Raw genomic sequence first — 20,584 nt, forward strand, 5'->3', positions numbered from 1 at the left:
GCAGGCCTCCACTTCGCTCAGAAAGGACTGGAGACCATGTCACAACCGCATGCCGTTATCGCCGAAAATCCACAAAAGGAGGCGCGCACGGCAAATTGGGTCGCCTTCGTCATCTGCACGGCCCTCCTGTTTGACGGGTACGACCTCGTCATTTACGGCACCGTCCTTCCGGGGCTGCTTGCGGACCCGGGCCAGATCGGCGCATTTGATGCAGTCGCCGCCGGCCTTCTTGGCTCCTGGGCCCTCATTGGAGTCCTTGTGGGCTCACTGGTCTGCGGCGGAATCGGCGACTTTTTCGGCCGCCGGCGCCTGATGCTCCTGGGTATTGCCTGGTTCTCCGTCGGTATGTTCGCGACAGCTTTTGCCACCACCGTCCCGGCCTTCGGTGCCCTGCGGTTCATCACCGGGCTCGGCCTGGGAGTCGTTATCGCAACCGCCGGCGCCACCATGGCTGAATTCGCCCCCGCGGGCAGACGGCAGTTCTACAACGCGATCGTGTACTCCGGGGTCCCGGCAGGCGGGGTCATGGCATCGATTCTGGGGATCCTGTTCCTCAACAGCATCGGCTGGCGGGGTTTGTTCATCCTCGGCTCCCTCCCCTTGGTCATTCTGCTGCCGATCGCCTGGTTCAAGCTCCCGGAGTCGCCCCGGTGGCTGCTGTCCCGTGGCCGTGAGCAGGAGGCCCTGGCCGCAGCACAACGCACCGGCGTCCCCCTCATCGAAGAGCGGGTCATCCTGGAGGTCGGTGCCGCGCCGCAGAAGACCGGCTTCGCCGCCGTTTTCTCCCGGCAGTTCGCCGTAGCATCCATCCTGCTGGCCCTGATGTCCTTCTCCGGCCTGCTGCTGACGTACGGACTCAACACCTGGCTGCCCAAGATCATGGAAGGCTACGGCTACGGACGGACGTACTCCCTCTTCTTCCCGCTCGCCCTGAACCTTGGGGCGGTCGCAGGCGGTTTGCTCGCATCCCGCCTGGCTGACAAGAGCGGACCCCAGCGGGTTATCGCAGCGACTTTCGCACTGGCCACCATTTCCCTGGCACTGATGACCTTCAGCTTTCCGCTGCCGCTGCTTTTTGCCTTCATTGCCCTCGCCGGCGTGGGAACACTGGGCACACAGGTACTCATTTACGGCTTCCAGTCCAACTACTTCACCACCAATGCCCGCGCGGCCGGCGTCGCCTGGTGCGCCAGCGTGGGCAGGCTGGGCGGAGTGCTGGGCCCGATCATTGGAGGCTGGCTGGCAGCTGCGGGCATCGGCGGGTCCACGGCTTTTTACATCTATGGGGCGGTGGCACTCTTCGGCGCTGTGGTCACTGTCCTGGTGCCCCGCCAGCGGAAGCTTGAGGAGGCCGGGCACAAAGTCGAGGAGATTACCGACGGGCGGGCCAAGGACAGCACCCCTTCCGAGGTGCTCCGCTAGCGCACCGCAGCCGCCCTGGCATGATTACATCTACTGCATAACCTAGTAGGGCTTATTATGGTTATTATTTGAATCAATAAGCCTGGCGCGGCATCGCCGGGGCCGGCTAGCTGAAGGACGGCACTACTGTGGACATCCGCCAACTGAACTACTTCATCGCGGTTGCGGAGGAGCGGCACTTTGGCCGCGCGGCCAAACGCCTTCATATGGCCCAGCCACCACTCTCCCAGCAGATCCGCCAGTTGGAAGACCTGATTGGAGTCCAGCTACTGAACCGGACCACCCGCAGGGTGGACCTCACGGCGGCGGGGCAACTCCTCCTGGACCGGGGACGTCAGATAGTCAATGACGTAGCGACGCTTCAGGCGGACGTGTATCAGGTTGGAAAGGGCGCAACCGGCGTCCTGCGGGTGGGCTTCTCGGGCTCGGCAACCTATGGCGTCATGCCGCAGGTTGCCCGCCTTGCCAAGCAGCTGCTGCCGGGCCTGTCCCTGGCCCTGCACGGCGAAATGCTCACGCCGTCCATGGAAGCGGGCCTGCGGAACGGTACCCTGGACGCCGCGTTGCTGCGGCCCCCGGTCACAGCACAAGATATCGACTACCGGACGGTGGCCCGCGAGCCACTCGTCGTTGCGCTTCCCTCGTTCAGCGCGCTGGCCGTGGATCAGCCCGTGGCGATGCACGAACTGCAGGACCAGGACTTCATTGCCTACCCGCCCGAATCCGTGCTCTACCGCACCACCGCCGATCTCTGCCGCCAGGCGGGTTTCCAGCCGCGCATCACGCAGGTGGTCGGGGAGACCTCAACGATGCTGGCGTTTGTGGCGGCCGGAGGCGGGGTGGCGGTCATGCCATCCAGCGTGCAGGCCTTCCAGCTTGAAGGTGTGGCCTACCGGGCAATTGAAAACGTTCCGGATGTGGAGCTCGCGGTCGCCTGGATGCGGGGGCACCACTCGGCGCTGCTCAAAAACTTCCTGGACGTCGTCGTCACCGCCACCGCGGGGGCGACGGCGCCTGGCCCCGCCGTCGGCCCTCTGCCGTTTCCCACTGATGAAAGGCTTTCCCGCTCATGAAAATCGCAGCCATTGAGGCGATTCCCTACTCGATCCCCTATCTTCATCCATTGCATTTCGCTTCCGGTTCCGTGCACGAGGCAGACCACGTGCTGATCCGGCTTCGCACCGATGATGGTGTGGTGGGCACCGCCGATGCCCCGCCGCGCCCTTACACCTACGGTGAGACGCAGAAGTCGATCGTGGCGGTGGTGGAGGACATTTTCGCGCCGCAGCTGGTCGGCGTCGATATTTTTGACCGGGAGAAAGTCCAGGCAGTCCTCCACCGGACCATTCACAACCAGACGGCCAAGGGGGCCGTGGACATCGCCCTGTGGGACGTCATCGGCAAGACTCTCGGGCAGCCGGTGACCAAGCTGCTGGGCGGGTACACCGATTCGCTCCGGGTCTCCCACATGCTCGGCTTCAAGCCTGCCGAGGAGTTGCTTGCCTTGGCCCTTGAGTTCCGCGGGACCTATGGCATCAACACGTTCAAGCTCAAGACCGGCCGGCGTCCCCTCAACCTTGATATTGAGGCGGCCCGCGTACTCCGGGAGGGTCTTGGCGAGGACGCTGAGCTGTACATGGACGCTAACCGCGGATGGTCAGCCAATGAGGCCGCCGAGGTGCTGCGCCGGACGGCGGAGTTGGGCCTGCAGTTCCTGGAGGAGCCCGACGACGCCCGCGAAGTCCTCGGCCGGCGCCGCCTCGTGACGAACTCCCCCATCCCCATCGCCGCGGACGAGTCTGCTGCAAACCTTGGCGATGCAGCACGGGAAATTTTGACCGGCGGCGCGAACCTCCTGGCGGTGAAGACGGCCCGGTCCGGATTTACCGAAGCGGCGAAGATCGTTGGCATGGCCGAGGGGATGGGCATCGACGTCTATATCGGCAACCAGATCGACACCCAGGTCGGCACGGTGGCCTCGGTGGTCTTCGGCGCCGCCTTCGCCCATTCGGCCAAGCGTGCAGCGGAGCTGTCCAACTACCTGGACATGGCCGACGACCTCCTGGCCGAGCCCTTGGCCATCACCGGCGGACGCATCCGTGTTCCCGAGGGCCCGGGCGTGGGGACCGCTGTTGATGAAGAAAAGCTCACGCACTACCGCACCGACCGCTAGCAATCGCTGTACCGAAAGGACATTCATGAAATACCTGGTCCATATGGACGTAAACCTGCCCGCCGACCTTCCCGCCGCTGAAGCGGCGGAGATCAAAGCCACGGAAAAGGCCTACTCCCAGCAGCTGCAGCGCTCGGGCAAGTGGCCCGAAATCTGGCGTGTGGTCGGCGAGTACGCCAACTACTCAATCTTCGACGTCGATTCGAACGACGAACTCCACGAGATCCTGCAGAACCTGCCGCTGTTCCCCTACATGGATATTTCAGTGGTCCCGCTCGCGAAGCACCCCTCCGACGTCAAGTAAGCACAGTCGGTAAGGGCGCCGGGCGTGCCGGCCGTGTTCCGGGGTCAGTCCTTGGCCCGGAACACGGCCGCGAGCTCGCTGCGGGACCGGATTCCCATTTTCCGGTAGAGCCGGGTCAGGTGGTACTGCACGGTCTTTTCTGCCAGGAACAGGGTCCGGGCCGCTTCCTTGTTGGTGGCGCCGCCCGCTACCAGTTCGGCCACAGCGCGTTCCTGTGCCGTGAGCTGAAGGTGGTGGTCGCTGACGGCGGTCAGCACGGGGTCGGCAGGGTCAGGCAGGTTCCCGACGTCGAGCCCTGTTGCCTTGAGCTCCCGGTCGCAGCGTTCCACGTACGTGGCCGCACCGAGGGAGTCGTAGAGGTCCCGGGCGGCCCGCAGGACCGAGGAGGCCAGACGCCGTTTGCCTGCCCGGCGCATGCTCTGGCCGAACGCAAAACTCACCCGGGCCCGCAGATATGGCCGGTTGAGCCCCCTCAGGTGGCCCAGGGATGCCTCAAAATGCTCCCTGGCAGTGTCGGGGTCTCCCTGGGCGGCCACCAGCCGGCCCCTGGCCCAGGCCATGCGTGCCATATCCGAGGGCACTTCCCGCTCGCGGGGCACGCGCTCGAACGCCGTGAGGAACGAGTCGGCGGCGTCGAGCTGGTCGGTCATGACCAGGGCGTTGACGTAGCTGTCCTGCCAGGGCCAGAAGGACACCCGGTTCTCGGTCCAGGGGTCCAGCTCCGTCAGCGGCTGCAGGACGGCCAAGGCACCCTCATAATCCGCTCTCGCCTCGTGGAAGCGGGCACGGGCAAGGGTGGCCGGCACCTGCATGGCACGGTACGTTCCCGGCTGGACAGCCGCCTGCGACACGTAGTACCGCGCCCGGTCCCAGTCTCCCCGCATGGACCAGAGCTCCGCCGCGGTCCAGTAGAGCAGCGGCCGGATCAGCGGCATCCGCGAGGTCTCCAGGCGCACGGATGCCCGCGCCACAGTGGCGGCCGCCGCGTCCCAGTTGCCGAGGACCAGGTGGGTGCGCGCCAGCCAGGCCTCGGCCCACAGCGAGATCCGCATCGAGCCGCCCCGGTACTCGGTGGGAGCCGCCGATTCGAAGTTCACCAGCGCTGCCTCAACGTTGTCCAGGCGCAGTGCCAGCCAGCCCGCGCCCATCTGCACCCGCTGTTTCTGCGCGTTCTCGGCAGCATGTTCAAAGGCCCGGTGATACGAGCCCTCCGCCTCCGAAAGCCGGCCCTGGGCATACAGGCCCAGCCCGTAGATGGCCTCTGATTCAATGTGGGCGGGGGTTCCCGGCGGGGTAAGTTCCATGGCCCGCTCTGCCCAGGTGGTAATGACCGGACCGTCCCACGAGGCCACCCCGTGCAGGACGAAGCGCTGCGCCACCTGCGCGGCGGCCGTTGGATCACGCTGCGGGTTGGACGTGCGCCAGGCCATCTCCAGCTGCGTCTGCGCGCTGTCGTTCTGTCCCGACGCGGTGGAGAGGTAACCCAGGACGGAGGAGCGAAGCGGCGACGGCGGTAAGGCGTCCACTGCCGATGTCCACATCTGGGCCTGGGCAATATTGCCCGAACCCACCAGGGCGTCCACTGCCCTCAGGAGCCGGTCGTTCCGGGATCGGATGTCCTGGGAAAGCCGCGACGCGGAGAACAAGGCTGTTGAAGCGTCCTGCCATGCCCCGACCAGGGCCTGGCGCCGGGCAAATTCCTCCAGCTCCCCGGCCAGGGCCTCGTCCGCGCCGGGGGTGGCGGAGACCCGGTGGCCCACCCGTTCGCCCTCAGGCTGCACGGCTTCGGCGGCCAGCCGGTGAAGCGCAATGCGCCGGCTGGGAGCCATCTGTTCATAGATGGCGGCGTCGGTGCCTGGTTCAAAGAACACGACGGCGGAACGGGCCTGGTCAACGCTTAACCCCAGCAGCCCGGCACGGTGTCCCTCGTCGAGTGCCTCCATAAGGGGTTCCACACCGCTGACCTGGGCAACCTCCGCCATGCTTCCGGGGCGCCCGAGCACTGACGCTGCCTCCGCGACAGCAACCAGCCCCGGGGACGCCGCTTCCAGGACACTCCGCACCCGGGCGCGGACTCGGGACGTCGGAGGCAGGGAGGGAAACCATGTCTGCCAGGTTTCCGCCGGCAACTCCCGCAGCAGCTCCACGATCGGTTGCGCGAGTCCCCGGGTGTGCTGGACCAGGCCGTGTGCCGCTGTGGCACTGAGATCGAGCCCGTGCATCCTCCGCGCAAAATCCTGAACCTGCTGCGGGGTCAAGGGATCCAGCGGGATACTGGCGACTTGGTGGCCCGTCAGGAAGTCCAGCACACCGCTCGGGACGCGTAAAGCGTCATCTGGGTTGAGGGTGAGCACGAACAGAATCCGTTTACCGTACAGCCGGCGCATGACGAAGGTGAGGATGCGCAGGCTCTCCTCATCAAGTTTGTGGACGTCATCGACGGCGACCACTACGGTGCCGTGGGCCTGCAGTCCTTCGAGGTGCGTGCTGAGGGTGGAGGCGTAATTGACCACCTGGGCAGCCGTGAGAGCCGGAACGGGGCCCGCGGGCAGGGCAGGGCCGCCGTCGTAATCCTTGGCCGAACGCAGCGGCGAGGTAAGCATGAGCTGGGAGTAACCGGCGAGCGGAAATTGTGCCTCCCATTCATCGCCCATGGCGGACAGCACCCGGACGCCGCGGGCCACAGTGCGGCAGTGCTCGAGAAAGAGCTCCAGCACGGCGGTCTTCCCGGAACCTGAGGGGCCCGTAATCACCACTGCGCCCACTTTGCCCTTACGGACTGTGCGGAGAATTCCTAGCAGCTCTTCAAAGACCCCTGACCGGCCCACAAGGGGAAAGCCTTCCGCGCTGTCGCCTTGCAGGGAGCCCGCCGTCATGGCCGCCACTTTACCGGAGCCTGCCGGCCGGACCTGACGGCGGGCATCCCTCATCCCGTGCGTCAGCCCAGGTCCCCGCCAGCGACCGGGAGGATGGTGCCGGTCAGGTATGAGGCCTCATCTGATCCGAGGAAGACGATGGGGGCGGCCTGTTCGTCCAACGTCCCGTACCTCTTGAAAATCGACGAGTCGACTGTTTGGTCAACGATCACCTGATACCAGGCCTTCTCCGTAGAGGATTCGGCCTCCGGGCCACGCTTGACCTTGCGGGCCGGGGCCTCGGTGCCGCCCGGGGCGGTCGCCACCACACGGATGCCACGGCCGCCCACCTCCATCGCCAATGACTGGGTCAGGGCATTGACGCCGCCTTTGGCTGCCGCATACGGCACCCGGTGCAGCCCGCGGGTGGCCACTGAGGAAACGTTGACGATGGTGCCGGAGCCCTGCTGCAGCATTGCCGGCAGCACGGCCCGGCAGGTCCAGAGGGTGGGAAAGAGGGAACGCCGGATTTCCTTCTCGATCTTGTCCTCGTCATATTCTTCGTAGGGGCGGGCCCAGATGGTGCCGCCGACGTTGTTGACCAGCACATCCACGCGGCCGTGGGCAGCGAGCGCGGCGTCCACGGCCTGCTGTGCTCCTGCGAAGGTCTCCAGGTCCGCGGTCACGGAGATGGCGGAGCCTCCCGAAGCGGAAGCCTTGGCCGTCTCCTGTATCCCGCCCGCTACTTCATGGACCAGCTCGGCCCGGTCAACAAGGACGACGGCGCCGCCCTCGGCCCCGATGCGCTCGGCCACCTTCTGGCCGATGCCCTGGGCGGACCCTGTCACCACAACTACCTTGCCGGAGTACCGGCCCGGAGTCATGAACTGTCCGGCGTATGGCTGCGTCATCAGCGGCCGGCCTTGGCGTCGATGGCGCCGGCCATCGTGTCTTTGGCATCCTGGGCGTGGGCCATGATGACCTCCCGGACCCGCGCTTTGTCCTGGCGCTCAAAAGCATCAACGATATCGATGTGGTCCTGGATGACCCGCTCGAAAATCCTGGTCCCGGTTTCGAAAGCCGCCGCCATCTGCGCGTGGACGTCCAGCCGGCGGTAGGACTCAAGCAGCATGGGGTTGTTGCAGACCATAAAGAGGTATTCGTGGAACTCCTCATTGGTCCGCGCGAACTCTTCCGGTTCCTGGATGGTGCCGCCATCTACAGAGCGCTCAGTGGCCTCGGCGAGCCGACGGAACTGGTGCAGCTGCTCTTCGCTCAGGCGGCCCAGCATCAGCTCGCTCACGGCCAGTTCCAGGCCCATGCGCGCGTCGAGCTGGGCGAAGCTGTCCTCTTTCCGGAAATCCAGCCGCCCGGTTTCCAGTGACGAAACAGCCTCGCTGCGGCTCATCGTGTCGCCTTCCGCCGCAATCTTCTCTGCGGGCGCCGGCGCACCTGTTTCCGCGTCACCGCCGGTGGTTTCCTTCGGTGCGAAACGTTCGAAGTAGAAGTTGGCAGGCTTGATGCCCTCGGCATCCAGCCATTTCGACACCGCGTTCACCATCGGAGGCGGGCCGCACAGGTAGATGTCGACGTCGCCGTCGAACAGGTGCGAGGGCTCAATGATCTGGGTGACATAGCCTGTGTGGGGTGCAGACGTGCCGGGTTCGGACGCAATGTAGTCCCAGCTAAATCCGGGCAGCTTTGCCTCATAGTCCCGAAGCCACTCAAGGCCAACGATGTCCGCCTCGCGGGTCAAGCCGTAGATCAGATGGACCGGCACCGACGACGGGCCATCGGAAAGCTTCTCAAGGATGGACAGGAGCGGGGCCAGGCCGGTACCTCCTGCCAGGAGCAGCAGGGGCCGCTTGGGCTCACGGAGGAAGAAGGATCCGTAGGGGCCGGTGAACTCGATGGTGTCGCCCACGGCCGCCCGATCACGCAGGTACTCGGACATCGCACCCTGTGGTGTCACCCTGACCATGAAGGAGGAATCCTGAACCTCGGGGCCGCTGCTGAACGAATAGGAACGCTCCGCATCGGTTCCAGGGACCTTGATGTTCACGTACTGGCCCGGCAGGAAGGCCAGCGCATCCCGGTTTTCCACCTCCAGGGTGAAGGACACGGTGGTTTCCGAGTGCTTGTTCAGTGCCTTCACGGTTGAGGTGAAAGTGGTGGCTCCCGTTTTCGCGGATTCGGACGTGGCGGGGATTTGAATGGCCAGATCCGATTCGGGGACCGCCTGGCAGGTCAGCATGTAGCCCTTTTCGAGCTCATCCTCGGTCATTGCGTCGTCGATGTAGTCGCCCGGATCGAAGGAGCCGGAATCGCAGAAGGCCTTGCAGGTGCCGCAGGCACCGTCACGGCAGTCCGAGGGAATGTTGATGCGTGCTTTGTACGCGGCGTCCATCACGGTCTCGTAGTCGCCGACCTTGATGACTTTGGTGACGCCGTCTTCGAAGCTGAGGGCAACTTTGTGGCCCATGGTTTCCTCCTGGCTGGGGCCGCGTCGACGCGGCCCGGGAAAGTGCAGATGTGCCCCAGGGGCACGTGGTTGGAAACGTCCAAGGCCGGTGCCGGGCAAATGCCCGGCACCGGCACCGGGCCGTCAGATCATGTAGATGTCCACCACGTGGTGGATGTAGTCGTTCTTGAGGACGACCTTCTTTTTCAGGATGACGGGCTCGCCGGCGGCAAGATCGATGGTGTAGAAGCTGGTCCCGAAGTACGTGTCCGTTGTGTTGTAGCGGAAGTACAGGGTGAACCAGTTGAACCGGACTTTCACCTGGTCGCCGTCGTGCTCCATGATTTCGATGTCGGTGATGTTGTGCCCGGTGCGGGGCTCCGGGAGGGACGTGGCCGAGGAACGGTCAGTCTTAATCCGGAAGACACGGTCCTCGATACCGCCGCGGTTGTCGTAGTAGATGAGCGAGATCTCGTTCTGCGGATCCACGGTCAGCCGGTCATCGACGTCCCAGGCGGGCATCCAGAATTCGGAGTCCGGGTGGTAGCACTGGAGCCACTCGTCGAACTGGCGGTCGTCCAGCAGGCGGGCCTCCTTGTACAGGAAGGCGCGGACGGTTTCGAGGATGGCGATCTCCTCGGCGCTCTTGAGCGCCGAGGCTGGCTTTGTCAGGTTGGTCATGGCGTATGCACTCTCTCTGGTTCCACGTGGTCCGGATCAGGCGGTGACGGGGACGGTGTCCAGGGCGGAAAGCTCTTGTTCCGCGAGGGCCCGGTCCATCACTTCCTTCCAGTACCCGTGCTGGATCGGGTAGAGCCCCTCGTCCTCGGTGCGTACCCCGGAAGCAATGACCCTGGTCATCCCCAGTGCCTGGGCCTGCTCGTCAGGGCCCGCGATCTCGTGGGTGGATCCGCGGGTCATGTCGTTCCAGGGCGCCGAGGTGGCCCAGTAGGTTTTGTTGCAGGACCTGAACTCTTCGAGGTCATCGGGAGTGGCCATGCCGGTGGCGTTGAAGAAGTCCTCGTACTGGCGGATGCGCTTGGACCGGTTCTCCTGTGATTCGCCCTTGGGGGCGATGCAGTAGATGGTCACCTCGGTCTGGTCCGCGGAGATGGGACGGAAGTGGCGGATCTGCGAGGAGAACTGGTCCATGATGTAGACGTTCGGGTAAAGGCAGAGGTTCCGCGAAATGTTGATCATGAAGTTGGCCATCTCCTCGCCGTACTTGGCAACGAGCTCCTCACGGCGGTCCCAGAGCGGACGGTCTTCCGGGTTTGTCCATTCCTGCCACAGCAGCAGGTGACCATGGTCGTAGGAATAGAAGCCGCCCTTGACCTTGCCCCACTTTCCGGCGTCCATGGCTTTGGTCTTGTTTGCGGAGTCCCCGGCGGTGCGGCGGGCCGTGGTGGCTGCGTAGTTCCAGTGCACAGCGGTGACATGGTAGCCATCGGCGCCGTTCTCGGCCTGTACTTTCCAGTTGCCGTCGTACGTGTAGGTGGATGACCCGCGCAGCACCTCCAGGCCCTCCGGGGACTGGTCCACGATTGAGTCGATCACCTTGGTGGCATCCCCCAGGTGCTCTTCGAGCGGGAGGACGTCAGCTTTCAGGGAGCCAAAGAGGAAGCCCCGGTAGGACTCGAAACGGGCAACCTTGGTGAGGTCGTGGGAGCCCGCTTTATTGAAGGATTCCGGGTAGCCGGCATTGCGGGAGTCTTTGACCTTCAGCAGTTCACCGGAGTTCTTGAACGTCCAGCCGTGAAAGGGGCACGTGAATGTGGTGCGGTTGTCTGTCTTACGGCGGCACAGCATCGCGCCGCGGTGGGAGCAGGCATTGACGATGCAGTTGAGGTTTTCGTCCTTGTCACGGGTGATCATCACCGGAGTGCGGCCGATGTTGGTGGTGAAGTAGTCCCCCACATTGGGGATCTGGGATTCATGGGCGAGGTAAACCCAGTTGCCCTCGAAGATGTGCTTCATCTCCAGTTCGAAGATCTCTTCATCAGTGAAGATCTCGCGCTTGGCCCGGATGACGCCGTTTTCACGGTCGTCGATCACGGCGTCGGCAAGGACCTCGCGGACGTGGGTCATGTTCTCGGTCATGGCTGCTCCTTCATTGGAGAGTGCTGGACGGATGGCTGGTGGTCCGGGCAAGCGCGCCGTACGCCCAGGACGTTTGTCAGCCAAGTCTTGCCTACCGTGACAGCTCTCACATCAGGCAAATACCTAGGTTCGACCAAGGGTGTCTTTATGTCCGCTTTTTGACAGAAAACCACCTAAATCGATATTTGTAGCGTCCTTATTTGAGACCTACGATGAACAGACATCACCCCCATTATTCAAAGAGGAGTATGGACATCACCATGACCGAGACCCAAGCAGACACCCGCAAAGAGGACGAGGGCACTGCAGTCGAAGCCGGCTCCAAAGCCACTGAACGCTTCACCGCCTCAGGCAAGCTCGCCCGCCTGGACGTGCCGAAGGAAAGGGTAAGCCTGCTGGCGGGAGCACTCATCAAAGCCGCCAATGACATCGTCGTCGAACACCAGGTCACCTACGAGGAATACAACGCACTTAAAGCGTGGCTCATCAAAGTAGGAACTGATGGGGAATGGCCGCTGTTCCTCGACGTGTGGCTGGAGCACACCGTGGAGGACGTCAACTCCCAGGACCGCCCCGGCACAGTGGGCACCATCGAAGGACCCTACTACGTGCCGGGCTCCCCCGTGCTGGAGACCCCGGGCACCGTCGAAATGCGTGAGGACGAGGAAGGCACCCCGCTGCACTTCAGCGGCCGCTTCACCGATACGGACGGCAACCCCATCCAGAACGCCCAGGTGGAGATCTGGCACGCCGACAGTGCCGGGTTCTACTCCCAGTACGCGCCGGGCCTCCCGGACTGGCTCTTCCGGGCCACGGTCAAGGCGGACGACGACGGCCGCTTCGTCATCAACACGATGCGCCCTGCGCCCTACCAGATCCCCACGGACGGGGCCTGCGGGCAGCTCATCAACGCGGCAGGCTGGCACGCCTGGCGACCGGCCCACATCCACATTAAGGTCTCCGCGCCGGGATTCCAGCCCGTAACCCAGCAGCTGTACTTCCCGGGCGACCCGCACAACGCGGACGACATCGCCTCGGCCGTCAAGCCTGAACTGATGCTCGACCCCAAGCCGCGCACCGACGGCGGGGCCGGCGAAGAAGTTGTCTATGACTACGTCCTCGCCAAGGAAGGCCAGCACAAGTAGGAATCACAGCCAAGAATCGGTGCCGAAGCCCCGGCCCGGCACCGAAGGCGCTCTGGAGTGCAAACTCCGGAGCGCCTATATTCTTTGCAACGCCGTTGCCAGGAGCCCGAATGCCGCCATCACCCAAGGACCCACCCGCCGTCGTCCCCCATGCGGGAACTGCTGCGGCACATGTACCCCAGCCCCTGCTGGAACGCCCGGGTGTCCGCCCCGCAGGCGCGCGCCAGGTCTTCCGTGATCTGGGCCTTCCATATGTTTCCAACGGCGTGATCGGGCTCATTTTCTCCGCGTCCGGCCCGATCGCCGTCACCCTGGCCGTGGGTGCGGCCGGAGGACTTACGGAAGCCCAACTCGCGTCATGGGTGTTTGGCATCCTTTTTTCGGGCGGGGCAGCCACTCTGGTCATGTCCCTGCTCTATCGACAGCCTCTGGGCTTCGCCTGGTCCATTCCCGGGACGGTGCTCCTGGGTCCCTCGCTTCAGCACCTGTCCTTTGCGGAGGTGGTGGGTGCCTTCTTCACATCCGGACTTCTCGTCCTCGCACTCGGTGCCAGCGGCGTGGTGCGCCGGATCATGGCGGTGATTCCGATGCCGATAGTCATGGCCATGGTTGCCGCCGTCTTCCTGAAATTCGGCACGGACATCGTCGTCTCGACACAAGCGAACCCCGTGGTGGCCGCCCCCATGGTGGTCGCGTTCCTGGTCCTCACCGCAGTCCCCGCCATGGGCCGGCGCCTCCCCCCGGTGCTCGGCACCCTTGTGGTCGGATGCATCGCCGTCGCGGCAAGCGGTCAATTCTCGCTCCAAGGGGGCGGTCAGGTTCTGGCCGCCCCGGTCTTCACCCTCCCCGAGTTCACCTGGGCCGCCCAGCTCGAACTCGTTGTGCCGCTGGCCATTACCGTGCTGTTCGTTCAGAACGGCCAGGGCATCGCCGTACTTCGCGCAGCCGGCCACAATCCCCCTGTCAACGTCTTCGCCATCGTCTCGGGCGCGTTTTCCCTGCTCAACGCATGCTGCGGCGCCGTTTCGGCTTGCGTGACGGGCCCTACCAACGCCCTCATGACGTCCTCAGGAACAAGGCAGCGCCAGTACACCGCCGCCGTGGTGTTCGGTATCCTGGCCGTGGCATGCGCCCTCCTGGCTCCAGCCCTGACCCGGCTCATGCTCGCCACACCGAAGGAATTCATTCTCGCCCTGGGCGGCATTGCGATGCTGCGGGCGCTTCAGCAGGCCTTTGTCACAGCCTTCGCCTCAGCCTTCACCCTCGGGTCCCTGGTGACATTCGTCGTGACCATCTCCGGCATGAGTCTTTTCAACATCCACCCGGCATTCTGGGGCCTCGTGTGCGGTTACGCGGTGTCACGGCTCCTTGAGCGCGCCGACCATGCAGGGTCCTAGTGTCACCGTGGCCAGGGACATGGTACGTAAAGGCTGAGGTGGTTCTGCCTACTGGGTTGGCAGCGGTGGCAGCATAAGCTTCGGCCCTCAGCGGCTAGCCGCCCTTCCGGGGCTCGGTCCGGAAGGGCGGCTATCCAGGGGTCCTGAGGACCGGGCCCGGAGCGTTGCTGCACCGCTCGATGGTCTCCGAAGATGTATGGGCCGAAACCACCGCAGCCCTCTACGTGCCGTCATGCGGACGTTGTCACCACATCAGCGGAGGACCCCGCATACTGCCGGGTCTGTGGCCTCGGCGGGCAGGCTCGGGGTCAGTTCGCTGCCGCCTTCAGGGTCACTGAAGTTGTAGGTTCCGTTGCCGTCGTAGTCCAGTCCGTGAATGACCAGGACACCTTCGCCGTCCCGGATGGCATCGGCGATCTGCTTTGCCGTGCCGAGGCCACCCGCGCCGGGGTAACCTGTCCCGGCTACGTCAGTGAATTCGATGTTGTTCCGGCTGTAGTCAAAGATGCCGTCATGGGAGACCGGGAACCGGGCAACGTCCAGGAAGCTTGCCGGCGTGGTGTCCCCGGTGGTGTTTAGGGAGACCACCACGGGACCGTAGGCCGGGATGCCTTCAACAGTGTTGAGCCGCCCGTCCCTGTTGGTGTCCAGGGCCAGGGTCGGGCACTCGTTAAGTGCGTCGTTGCCGTAGTGGATGTGCTGGGCGTGGGGTGCGTCCGGGGTAAGCCCCTCGGCGTGGACCTCGATGTGTTCAATCTTCTGGTTTTTCACCACCGCTGTTGCGGTCCCGGATGCGCCCGAACCATTCAACTCAGTGAGCACGGCATGGAGCGTCACCGACTTGTCTGGCGCTTTGCCGTTTTGGGCCAGGACAGGCCCCGCACCCAGTGTTACTACCGTAAGTACCGCCGCCGCTGCTGCTCCGCCAAGAACCAGCTTCGAATTTCTTTTCATGTTTGTTTGCTCCCTATCCCAGGGGCCACCGATAATTTCGATGGTCGCATGTGATTCGCACCACAACCGCCCGGAGATGGGCGCAGCGCCTACCCTTTTTTCGCAGGACACTCGTCCAGGTCCCCGGCCCACCATCACCGCGGACCCGGTCGCGATCAGCGGCCGATCGCTTGCGGTGGCTGACTCTGGACAAGCCGGGGCCCACCTCGGTGTGCCCCGGCTTGCGTTTGAACGGTCAAGCCGGAGCGGGACGACCTCTGATGGCTCCGCCTGTCTGAAGCCGCAGGTCATCGTATTTGCCGGTCAGGACCTCCTCGAAGTTCACCGGAGTTCCCAGTGTGGCCGAGACGTAGAGGGCGCGGACGGTGGCCAGCGCCGCGGTGGCCTCGCTGAGGCCCACGACTGTCCGGGAGCCTGTGCGGATGGCATCTACAACATTTTGGTACTGCTTTTGGTGTGCTGTCTGCAGGTCATCGGCCCCGGTGGTGTTGGTTGACGCGTCCCGCGAGCCCACTTCATTCAGAGCCTGATTGCCTCCTCCGGCGAGGCCATAGGGCGGAACCGAAGCGGCATCAGGGTCGCTGTCAGCGGCGTGGAAGTACACCAGTCGGTCGTTATCGATGATGGCGGAGCCTCGGTCGCCGTGCACCTGCAGCCGCGCGGTCAGCCCGGGATATGAGGCAGTAGTGAAGTGCAGCACCGCCAGAGCCCCTGACTCAAAGCGGAGGGTGGCCACGGCAGTATCTTCGACTTCAATGTTTTCGTGCGCCAGCAGCGCTGTGTGGGCATGAATCTCCACGGGCCGGCCGAGGAACCAGAGGAGAAGGTCGATGGTGTGCACGCCCTGGTTCATGACGGCTCCGCCGCCGTCCATGTCCCAGGTGCCCCGCCACTGCCCGGAATCGTAGTACTCCTGTGAGCGCCACCAGGCGAGGGACGCGACGGCAGAGGTGACACGGCCGAAGCGGCCCGCGTCGATCGCTGTGGAGACCGCGACGCTGGCGGAATCAAACCTGTGCTGGCTGATCACTGAAACCACCTGCCCACGGGACCTGGCCTGCTCGGTCGCCACCGCCACCGCGCGGGCGCTCGGCAGATCGACGTCGAGGGGCTTCTCGATGATGACGTGCTTGCCCGCGGCTATTGCTTCCACGGCCAGATCGGAGTGGAGCCCGCTGGGTGTGCAAATCACCACGACGTCGATGCGCGTGCCGACCAGGGCATCGCTCAGGGAAGTGTGGATGGCCGGACGGGGCAGGTCAAGCTCGGCTGCGACCATGTCGGCGACGGCGTTCGCGGTGGGTTCGACTACGTCGATGAGGGCGACCAGGTCCAGGTCATCGTTCGCGGCTATTACGCGGGCATGCTGCCTGCCAATGACACCGCAGCCGACCAGGGCGGTGCGGAGCCTGCCGGAAGGCTGGACCGGCAGCGAAGTCTCGGCATTCGGGGCATCGTTGCTCATCGGGTTGCCACTCCTGCTGCGTCAAGGATTCGGTTGAAAGCCCGTCCCGCGACGCCGAAGGCTGCTGGCCCTGAGAAGCCACCCAGATGGTGGGTGTCTGCAAGGTGTGGTTCCAACGACGCGAAGCCGGCGTATCCGTCATCGCGCAACGCGTTGACGGTCGCCTGCATCTCGCCGTCGCCTTCACCGGCGGGCATGACCAGCCGGTCGTCCGAGCGCGCATCCTTGACCTGAAGATACTCAAGGTAAGGGCGCAGCAGCGCATACCCCTCCGTGAACGGTTTAACCCCGACCTGAACGAAATTTGCTGCATCCCAGGCCACTCTCAGCGCCGGCGAGTTGACGGTCTCGATGATGTCCAGGACCCGGTCAGGGGTGTCGCCGTAGATGTCTTTTTCGTTTTCGTGCAGCAGGATCACGTCGGCGGCTTCGGCCGCCGATGCCAGCGCCCGCATCCGCTCCATGACCTGCCCCCGGATCGACTCTGCGGTCGCACCCTCTGCGCGGTAGAAGGAGAAGATGCGGATGTACCGCGTGCCCAGGGTCTTTGCAGCATGGATGGCCCGGGACAGACGTTCGACCTCTGCCTCGACCGGTTCGCTGACATCGACCTTTCCGATGGGGGAAGCGATCGCGGAAACGCCCATGTTGTGCTTGGACAGGAGGCCCTGCAGCCGCTGCAGGTCTTCCTCGGAAAGATCAACGATGTTGGTTCCCCAAGCGCTGCGGACTTCGATGTGGTTGGCCCCCAGCGCCTGCAGGACGGCGATCTGGACAATAGGGTCGGGGCTGATTTCGTCGCCGAAGCCGGAGAGGGCCCATACGACCTTGTTTTCGTTCACTGCGGTTTCCTTAATGGCTTGAGTCGTTATTTGACGCTGCCGGCAGTGAGCCCGCCGACTAGGAAGCGTTGGAAAATGAGGTAGAGGATGACAACCGGGGCGGCGCAGACCAGGGAGGCGGCCATCATCTGCCCGTAGAGAGGCAGTGCTCCGCCTTCCGAGGAAGACCCGAATACCTGAAGGACGACGGCGACGGTCTGGGTGTTCGGTCGCGTCAGTACCGAAGCGAAGAGAACGTCGTTCCAACCGAGCAGGAAGGAGAAGACGCCGGAGACGACAAGTCCAGGCCAGCTGAGCGGGAAAATGATCCGGAACAGAACGCCGACCGAGGACGCGCCGTCGATTCGGGCGGCCTCCTCCAATTCCTTGGGCAGTCCGCGCAGGTAGGTCACCATGACCCAGATCGCAAACGGCAGGGCGAAGGTCAGATATGCCAGGAACAGGCCCCAGCTGGTGCCGATGACGGTGATGCCGAGGTAGTTTCCGGCCGAGGCGAAGACCACGAATACCGGCAGGAGCAGGAGGGTCCCGGGCAGGCTTTGCAGTCCAATCAACCCACGCAGGATGCCGAGGCGTCCGCGGAATTCAAACCGCACCAGCACGTAGGCGGTGATGATGCCCAGCAGTGAGGCTACGACAGCGACTGCGCCGGCCGTCAGGATGCTGTTGGTCAGGCCAAGGCCCAGCGGCAGCGTTTTCCAGATTTTGGCGTAGTTCCCCAAAGTAAATTCGGTAGGGAAGTAGGCGCCCCGTGCCACTTCGACATCCGAGTTCATGGAGGCAAAAACGACATACAGGAGCGGGATGGCGATCACCGTGCAGAGGCCGGCAATGACCGTAACAAGCAGAGGTTTGGGCAGCAGCCTGTTGACCTCCGCCGACTGCCGTCCTGGCCTTCTCTTGCTTCGTTGGGCTGCGGGAACTTCGGTTCGCCCCAGGAGGGTCTCCCGCTCGGGCGCCGTGGTTGTGTCACTCATTTCTTGGCTCCTGAATCCGTGCCCGTATCTAGTTTGACGGCCCGAAGGTAGAAGTACAGGGGCAGTGCGATGAACACCAGGGACAACAGGGCCATCGCCGCCCCCATGCCGAACCGGAGGCTGGTGAAGCTCATGCTGTAGACCAGCGTCGGCAGGACCTGGATGTCGTACGGTGCGGGAACGCCGAAGAGGACAAAGGCCAGGGAGAAGTTTTCGATGTGGTGAAGAGTGGCAATCAAGCAGGCCAGGGCGACCGGTCCCCGCAGGTAGGGAAAGATCACATACCGCAGCTTCGTCCACCACAGGGCGCCGTCGATGGCCGAAGCCTCGTGGACCTCCTGGTCCACCGCCTGTAGCCCCGACAGGGCCATGAGGTAGATAAAGGGCCAGGCGGCCCATACTTCGACCATTACCAGCACCCAGTAGCTCGCCGGTCCGCTCAGCCATTGGCCGGCCGGGAGGCCCACGCTGAGGAGGAACTGGTTGACGATCCCATCGGGCTGAAGCATGGTCCGCCAGAAGGTGCCCACAACGAAGGAGGGCAGCACATAGGGAATGAGGAAAATGGAACGGACGACGGACCGGCCCCGGAACGAATTCTGTGTGGCCAGGGCTGCGAAAACTCCGACGGGAACGGTCATCAGCGTTGCGATGACCGAAAATGACACGCTGTTGCCGAAGGCGTGCATCATGTCGGTGGCAGTGAACGCTTCAACGAAGTTGGACAGGCCCACGAACGGTGCGCTTACCCACTTGCGGATTGTGTACTGGTCCAGCTGAAGCATCGAGATGTAGACACCCAGCAGCAGGGGAACCACGATGATGAGGCCAATAAGCAGGCCTCCGGGCGTCAACAGCCACAACGGCCGGTTGCGTTCGCTGACGGTCCGCCGCCGGCCAGCGGGAGTCCGCTGGTCCGGCGCCGGAGCGGCGGGATGCCCCGGTTGGGGGTCTTTGTTGATCAGAATGCTCACTTGTTGGCCAATGCCCTGTCGAGTGAGGCCTGTGCATCCTTTTGCGCTTGGGCCAAGGCAGCCTCAAGCGCGGTGGTGGCGACCCCGCCATTCGCCAGGGCCGGACGCGCCTGGGCAACGATATTGGTCAGGGCAAGCTGGATATCCCCCCAGGCCCCGGTGAAGGGGGTGGTCTTGGCCTGCTTCGCGGACTCGATCATCGGAGCCAGGGCCGCGTCGCCGTCAGCAACCTTCTTTGCAGCGGCCGCATTTGTGGGCAGGTCGCCGAATGTCTTGTGGTAATACAGCTGCTCGTCTTCACTGGTGAGCAGCTTGACGTACGCGGCGGCCAAGTCCTGCTGCTGCGAGTACTGCGCGATCACCAGGTCGTCGCCGGAGATGATGGATGTGACTGGGTTTCCGCCCGAGGGAGCGGTGCTCTGCCCCGGCGGCACAGTCGGCATGGTGGTGAAGGCGTACTTGCCCTTAACGGCCCCGGAGTCGAACGTCGGTTTGGCGTTTGCGGTGGTCATGAGCATGATGGCCGAATTTCCGGCGGCAAAATCGGCAACAGCCTGGCTGTCGTTCCACCCCGCGGCGGCCGGGTTGACCACTTTGTCCTTGGTCAGCCAGCCGAAGTACGTTTCATAGGCCTTCTGCACTGCAGGGTCCTGGAGCCGCGCCTTGTCCCCGTCTACCAAGGGATTTCCAGCCTGGTTGGCCATGGTCCAGACGAACTTCCAAGGCGCATAGTTATCCGCGTAACCGGTCGCAAAACCGTAGGTGGACCCGTTAGTGAGCTTCTTTGCCTGCTCCAGCAGCCCGTCCCAGGTCTTCGCAGGCTGGTCAAGACCGGCCTTCTTAAAGAGCTCAGTGTTGTAGGCCAGCACGTAAGGACGGCTAAGGAAAGGGACGCCAACTTCGTTTTTCTCGTCGGGGCCGGAGATGCCCAGCGTCGCAGGCAGGAAGCGGTCCCGGCCTCCGATCTGGTCCCACTGCTTGTCGTCGAACTTGACGAACGCGCCCGTTGAGTATGCCGTCGGCACGAAGGTTGTACCCACTGCATAGACGTCCGGGCCCTGTCCTGCCACAACGGATGTCTGGATCTTGGAGAGTTCGTCGGACGCCGAAGCGAAGGTCTCAAACTTCAGGTCCGCGCCGGTGGACTTCTTGAACTCCTCAGCGATATGCCCTTGCCAGTCCTTGTACTTCTCACCATGCTGGGCATTGGCTCCGACCAGGACATTCAGGGTTTTGCCTGTTCCGTCCACCTTGCCGTCAGTGGCGGCTTCGGGGCCGCCGCACGCAACGAGCGCCAACGCGCCCATTGAGATGGAGGCGGCCACGCCGATAAGCCGCAACTTAGTTTTTTTCATGGTTTTGCTTGCTCCTCTTTGAGTCATCACCCGCATTCGCAGGGCGCGGCCTTGGGGCCGGAGTGTTACTTGGGACACTATGACACGAATGGCAACTCTCGCAACGCGTTGCCAAAAATTGCCAAAAATGCCATGATGAATCCACATCATCCGCACGGAA

The 20,584-nt window shown here is 63.9% G+C and carries 17 protein-coding genes; 6 read left to right on the forward strand and 11 right to left on the reverse strand.

Annotated features, from left to right (window positions below; translation table 11 throughout):
* Positions 1-36 precede the first annotated feature (36 nt).
* The 4 genes from ACS5PJ_RS11890 to catC all read left to right on the forward strand — a co-directional run bounded on the left by ACS5PJ_RS11890 (position 37) and on the right by catC (position 3,899).
* Entirely contained in the window at positions 37-1,422 is a 1,386-nt protein-coding gene (locus ACS5PJ_RS11890) for an MFS transporter (RefSeq protein ID WP_439435083.1), read from the forward strand.
* A 128-nt stretch (positions 1,423-1,550) separates the two neighbouring features.
* Positions 1,551-2,495: a LysR substrate-binding domain-containing protein gene (locus ACS5PJ_RS11895; RefSeq protein ID WP_439435084.1), complete on the forward strand. Its 945-nt coding sequence runs from the start codon at positions 1,551-1,553 to the stop codon at positions 2,493-2,495.
* Complete coding sequence (locus ACS5PJ_RS11900; RefSeq protein WP_439435085.1) at positions 2,492-3,595, forward strand: mandelate racemase/muconate lactonizing enzyme family protein; 1,104 nt, start codon at positions 2,492-2,494, stop codon at positions 3,593-3,595. Before ACS5PJ_RS11895 ends, ACS5PJ_RS11900 begins: the two co-directional genes overlap by 4 nt.
* A gap of 25 nt (positions 3,596-3,620) precedes the next feature.
* Entirely contained in the window at positions 3,621-3,899 is a 279-nt protein-coding gene (gene catC / locus ACS5PJ_RS11905; protein ID WP_439435086.1) for a muconolactone Delta-isomerase, read from the forward strand.
* A 44-nt stretch (positions 3,900-3,943) separates the two neighbouring features.
* On the opposite strand, the gene ACS5PJ_RS11910 is transcribed toward catC, so the two are convergent.
* From ACS5PJ_RS11910 to benA, 5 genes are all read right to left on the reverse strand, one after another.
* The gene (locus ACS5PJ_RS11910) at positions 3,944-6,775 is read right to left on the reverse strand and encodes an AAA family ATPase (RefSeq protein WP_439435087.1); all 2,832 of its coding nucleotides are present in this window, start codon (positions 6,773-6,775) and stop codon (positions 3,944-3,946) included.
* A 62-nt stretch (positions 6,776-6,837) separates the two neighbouring features.
* Positions 6,838-7,665, reverse strand: coding sequence for a 1,6-dihydroxycyclohexa-2,4-diene-1-carboxylate dehydrogenase (locus ACS5PJ_RS11915; protein WP_439435088.1), 828 nt, complete (start codon positions 7,663-7,665; stop codon positions 6,838-6,840).
* A complete protein-coding gene (gene benC / locus ACS5PJ_RS11920) occupies positions 7,665-9,236 on the reverse strand; it encodes a benzoate 1,2-dioxygenase electron transfer component BenC (RefSeq protein WP_439435089.1) in 1,572 nt (523 codons plus the stop codon). Before benC ends, ACS5PJ_RS11915 begins: the two co-directional genes overlap by 1 nt.
* A 123-nt stretch (positions 9,237-9,359) precedes the next feature.
* Entirely contained in the window at positions 9,360-9,896 is a 537-nt protein-coding gene (gene benB, locus ACS5PJ_RS11925; protein WP_439435090.1) for a benzoate 1,2-dioxygenase small subunit, read from the reverse strand.
* A 36-nt stretch (positions 9,897-9,932) separates the two neighbouring features.
* On the reverse strand, positions 9,933-11,315 hold the full coding sequence (gene benA / locus ACS5PJ_RS11930) for a benzoate 1,2-dioxygenase large subunit (RefSeq protein ID WP_439435091.1): 1,383 nt from the start codon (positions 11,313-11,315) through the stop codon (positions 9,933-9,935).
* A gap of 248 nt (positions 11,316-11,563) precedes the next feature.
* Here benA and catA point away from each other — a divergent pair, with 248 nt between their 5' ends.
* Both catA and ACS5PJ_RS11940 read left to right on the forward strand, forming a co-directional pair.
* Positions 11,564-12,460 (forward strand): catechol 1,2-dioxygenase, encoded by an 897-nt coding sequence (gene catA / locus ACS5PJ_RS11935; protein ID WP_439435092.1) that lies wholly within the window; start codon positions 11,564-11,566, stop codon positions 12,458-12,460.
* Between the two features lie 110 nt (positions 12,461-12,570).
* The gene (locus ACS5PJ_RS11940; RefSeq protein WP_439435093.1) at positions 12,571-13,857 is read left to right on the forward strand and encodes a benzoate/H(+) symporter BenE family transporter; all 1,287 of its coding nucleotides are present in this window, start codon (positions 12,571-12,573) and stop codon (positions 13,855-13,857) included.
* A gap of 252 nt (positions 13,858-14,109) precedes the next feature.
* On the opposite strand, the gene ACS5PJ_RS11945 is transcribed toward ACS5PJ_RS11940, so the two are convergent.
* The 6 genes from ACS5PJ_RS11945 to ACS5PJ_RS11970 all read right to left on the reverse strand — a co-directional run bounded on the left by ACS5PJ_RS11945 (position 14,110) and on the right by ACS5PJ_RS11970 (position 20,424).
* Complete coding sequence (locus ACS5PJ_RS11945; protein WP_439435094.1) at positions 14,110-14,811, reverse strand: hypothetical protein; 702 nt, start codon at positions 14,809-14,811, stop codon at positions 14,110-14,112.
* A gap of 235 nt (positions 14,812-15,046) precedes the next feature.
* Complete coding sequence (locus ACS5PJ_RS11950) at positions 15,047-16,276, reverse strand: Gfo/Idh/MocA family protein (RefSeq protein WP_439435095.1); 1,230 nt, start codon at positions 16,274-16,276, stop codon at positions 15,047-15,049.
* Complete coding sequence (locus ACS5PJ_RS11955; protein WP_439435096.1) at positions 16,273-17,118, reverse strand: sugar phosphate isomerase/epimerase family protein; 846 nt, start codon at positions 17,116-17,118, stop codon at positions 16,273-16,275. Before ACS5PJ_RS11955 ends, ACS5PJ_RS11950 begins: the two co-directional genes overlap by 4 nt.
* A gap of 26 nt (positions 17,119-17,144) precedes the next feature.
* Complete coding sequence (locus ACS5PJ_RS11960) at positions 17,145-18,095, reverse strand: carbohydrate ABC transporter permease (protein ID WP_439435097.1); 951 nt, start codon at positions 18,093-18,095, stop codon at positions 17,145-17,147.
* Positions 18,092-19,069, reverse strand: coding sequence for a carbohydrate ABC transporter permease (locus ACS5PJ_RS11965; RefSeq protein WP_439435098.1), 978 nt, complete (start codon positions 19,067-19,069; stop codon positions 18,092-18,094). Before ACS5PJ_RS11965 ends, ACS5PJ_RS11960 begins: the two co-directional genes overlap by 4 nt.
* On the reverse strand, positions 19,066-20,424 hold the full coding sequence (locus ACS5PJ_RS11970) for an ABC transporter substrate-binding protein (protein WP_439435099.1): 1,359 nt from the start codon (positions 20,422-20,424) through the stop codon (positions 19,066-19,068). The genes ACS5PJ_RS11965 and ACS5PJ_RS11970 overlap by 4 nt, the downstream gene beginning before the upstream one ends.
* Positions 20,425-20,584: the final 160 nt, after the last annotated feature.

Origin of the sequence: Pseudarthrobacter cremeus, from assembly GCF_051857465.1 — a bacterium.
Taxonomy (GTDB): domain Bacteria; phylum Actinomycetota; class Actinomycetes; order Actinomycetales; family Micrococcaceae; genus Arthrobacter.

Excerpts from the sequence above, each read along its gene's own strand:
- ACS5PJ_RS11890 (WP_439435083.1), top strand. The coding sequence starts at position 37 with ATGTCACAACCGCATGCCGTTATCGCCGAAAATCCACAAAAGGAGGCG.
- ACS5PJ_RS11950 (WP_439435095.1), bottom strand. The coding sequence starts at position 16,276 with ATGAGCAACGATGCCCCGAATGCCGAGACTTCGCTGCCGGTCCAGCCT.
- ACS5PJ_RS11910 (WP_439435087.1), bottom strand. The coding sequence starts at position 6,775 with ATGACGGCGGGCTCCCTGCAAGGCGACAGCGCGGAAGGCTTTCCCCTT.
- ACS5PJ_RS11960 (WP_439435097.1), bottom strand. The coding sequence starts at position 18,095 with ATGAGTGACACAACCACGGCGCCCGAGCGGGAGACCCTCCTGGGGCGA.
- ACS5PJ_RS11945 (WP_439435094.1), bottom strand. The coding sequence starts at position 14,811 with ATGAAAAGAAATTCGAAGCTGGTTCTTGGCGGAGCAGCAGCGGCGGCG.
- ACS5PJ_RS11900 (WP_439435085.1), top strand. The coding sequence starts at position 2,492 with ATGAAAATCGCAGCCATTGAGGCGATTCCCTACTCGATCCCCTATCTT.
- catA (WP_439435092.1), top strand. The coding sequence starts at position 11,564 with ATGGACATCACCATGACCGAGACCCAAGCAGACACCCGCAAAGAGGAC.
- benC (WP_439435089.1), bottom strand. The coding sequence starts at position 9,236 with ATGGGCCACAAAGTTGCCCTCAGCTTCGAAGACGGCGTCACCAAAGTC.
- benA (WP_439435091.1), bottom strand. The coding sequence starts at position 11,315 with ATGACCGAGAACATGACCCACGTCCGCGAGGTCCTTGCCGACGCCGTG.
- ACS5PJ_RS11915 (WP_439435088.1), bottom strand. The coding sequence starts at position 7,665 with ATGACGCAGCCATACGCCGGACAGTTCATGACTCCGGGCCGGTACTCC.
- ACS5PJ_RS11970 (WP_439435099.1), bottom strand. The coding sequence starts at position 20,424 with ATGAAAAAAACTAAGTTGCGGCTTATCGGCGTGGCCGCCTCCATCTCA.
- benB (WP_439435090.1), bottom strand. The coding sequence starts at position 9,896 with ATGACCAACCTGACAAAGCCAGCCTCGGCGCTCAAGAGCGCCGAGGAG.
- ACS5PJ_RS11940 (WP_439435093.1), top strand. The coding sequence starts at position 12,571 with ATGCCGCCATCACCCAAGGACCCACCCGCCGTCGTCCCCCATGCGGGA.
- catC (WP_439435086.1), top strand. The coding sequence starts at position 3,621 with ATGAAATACCTGGTCCATATGGACGTAAACCTGCCCGCCGACCTTCCC.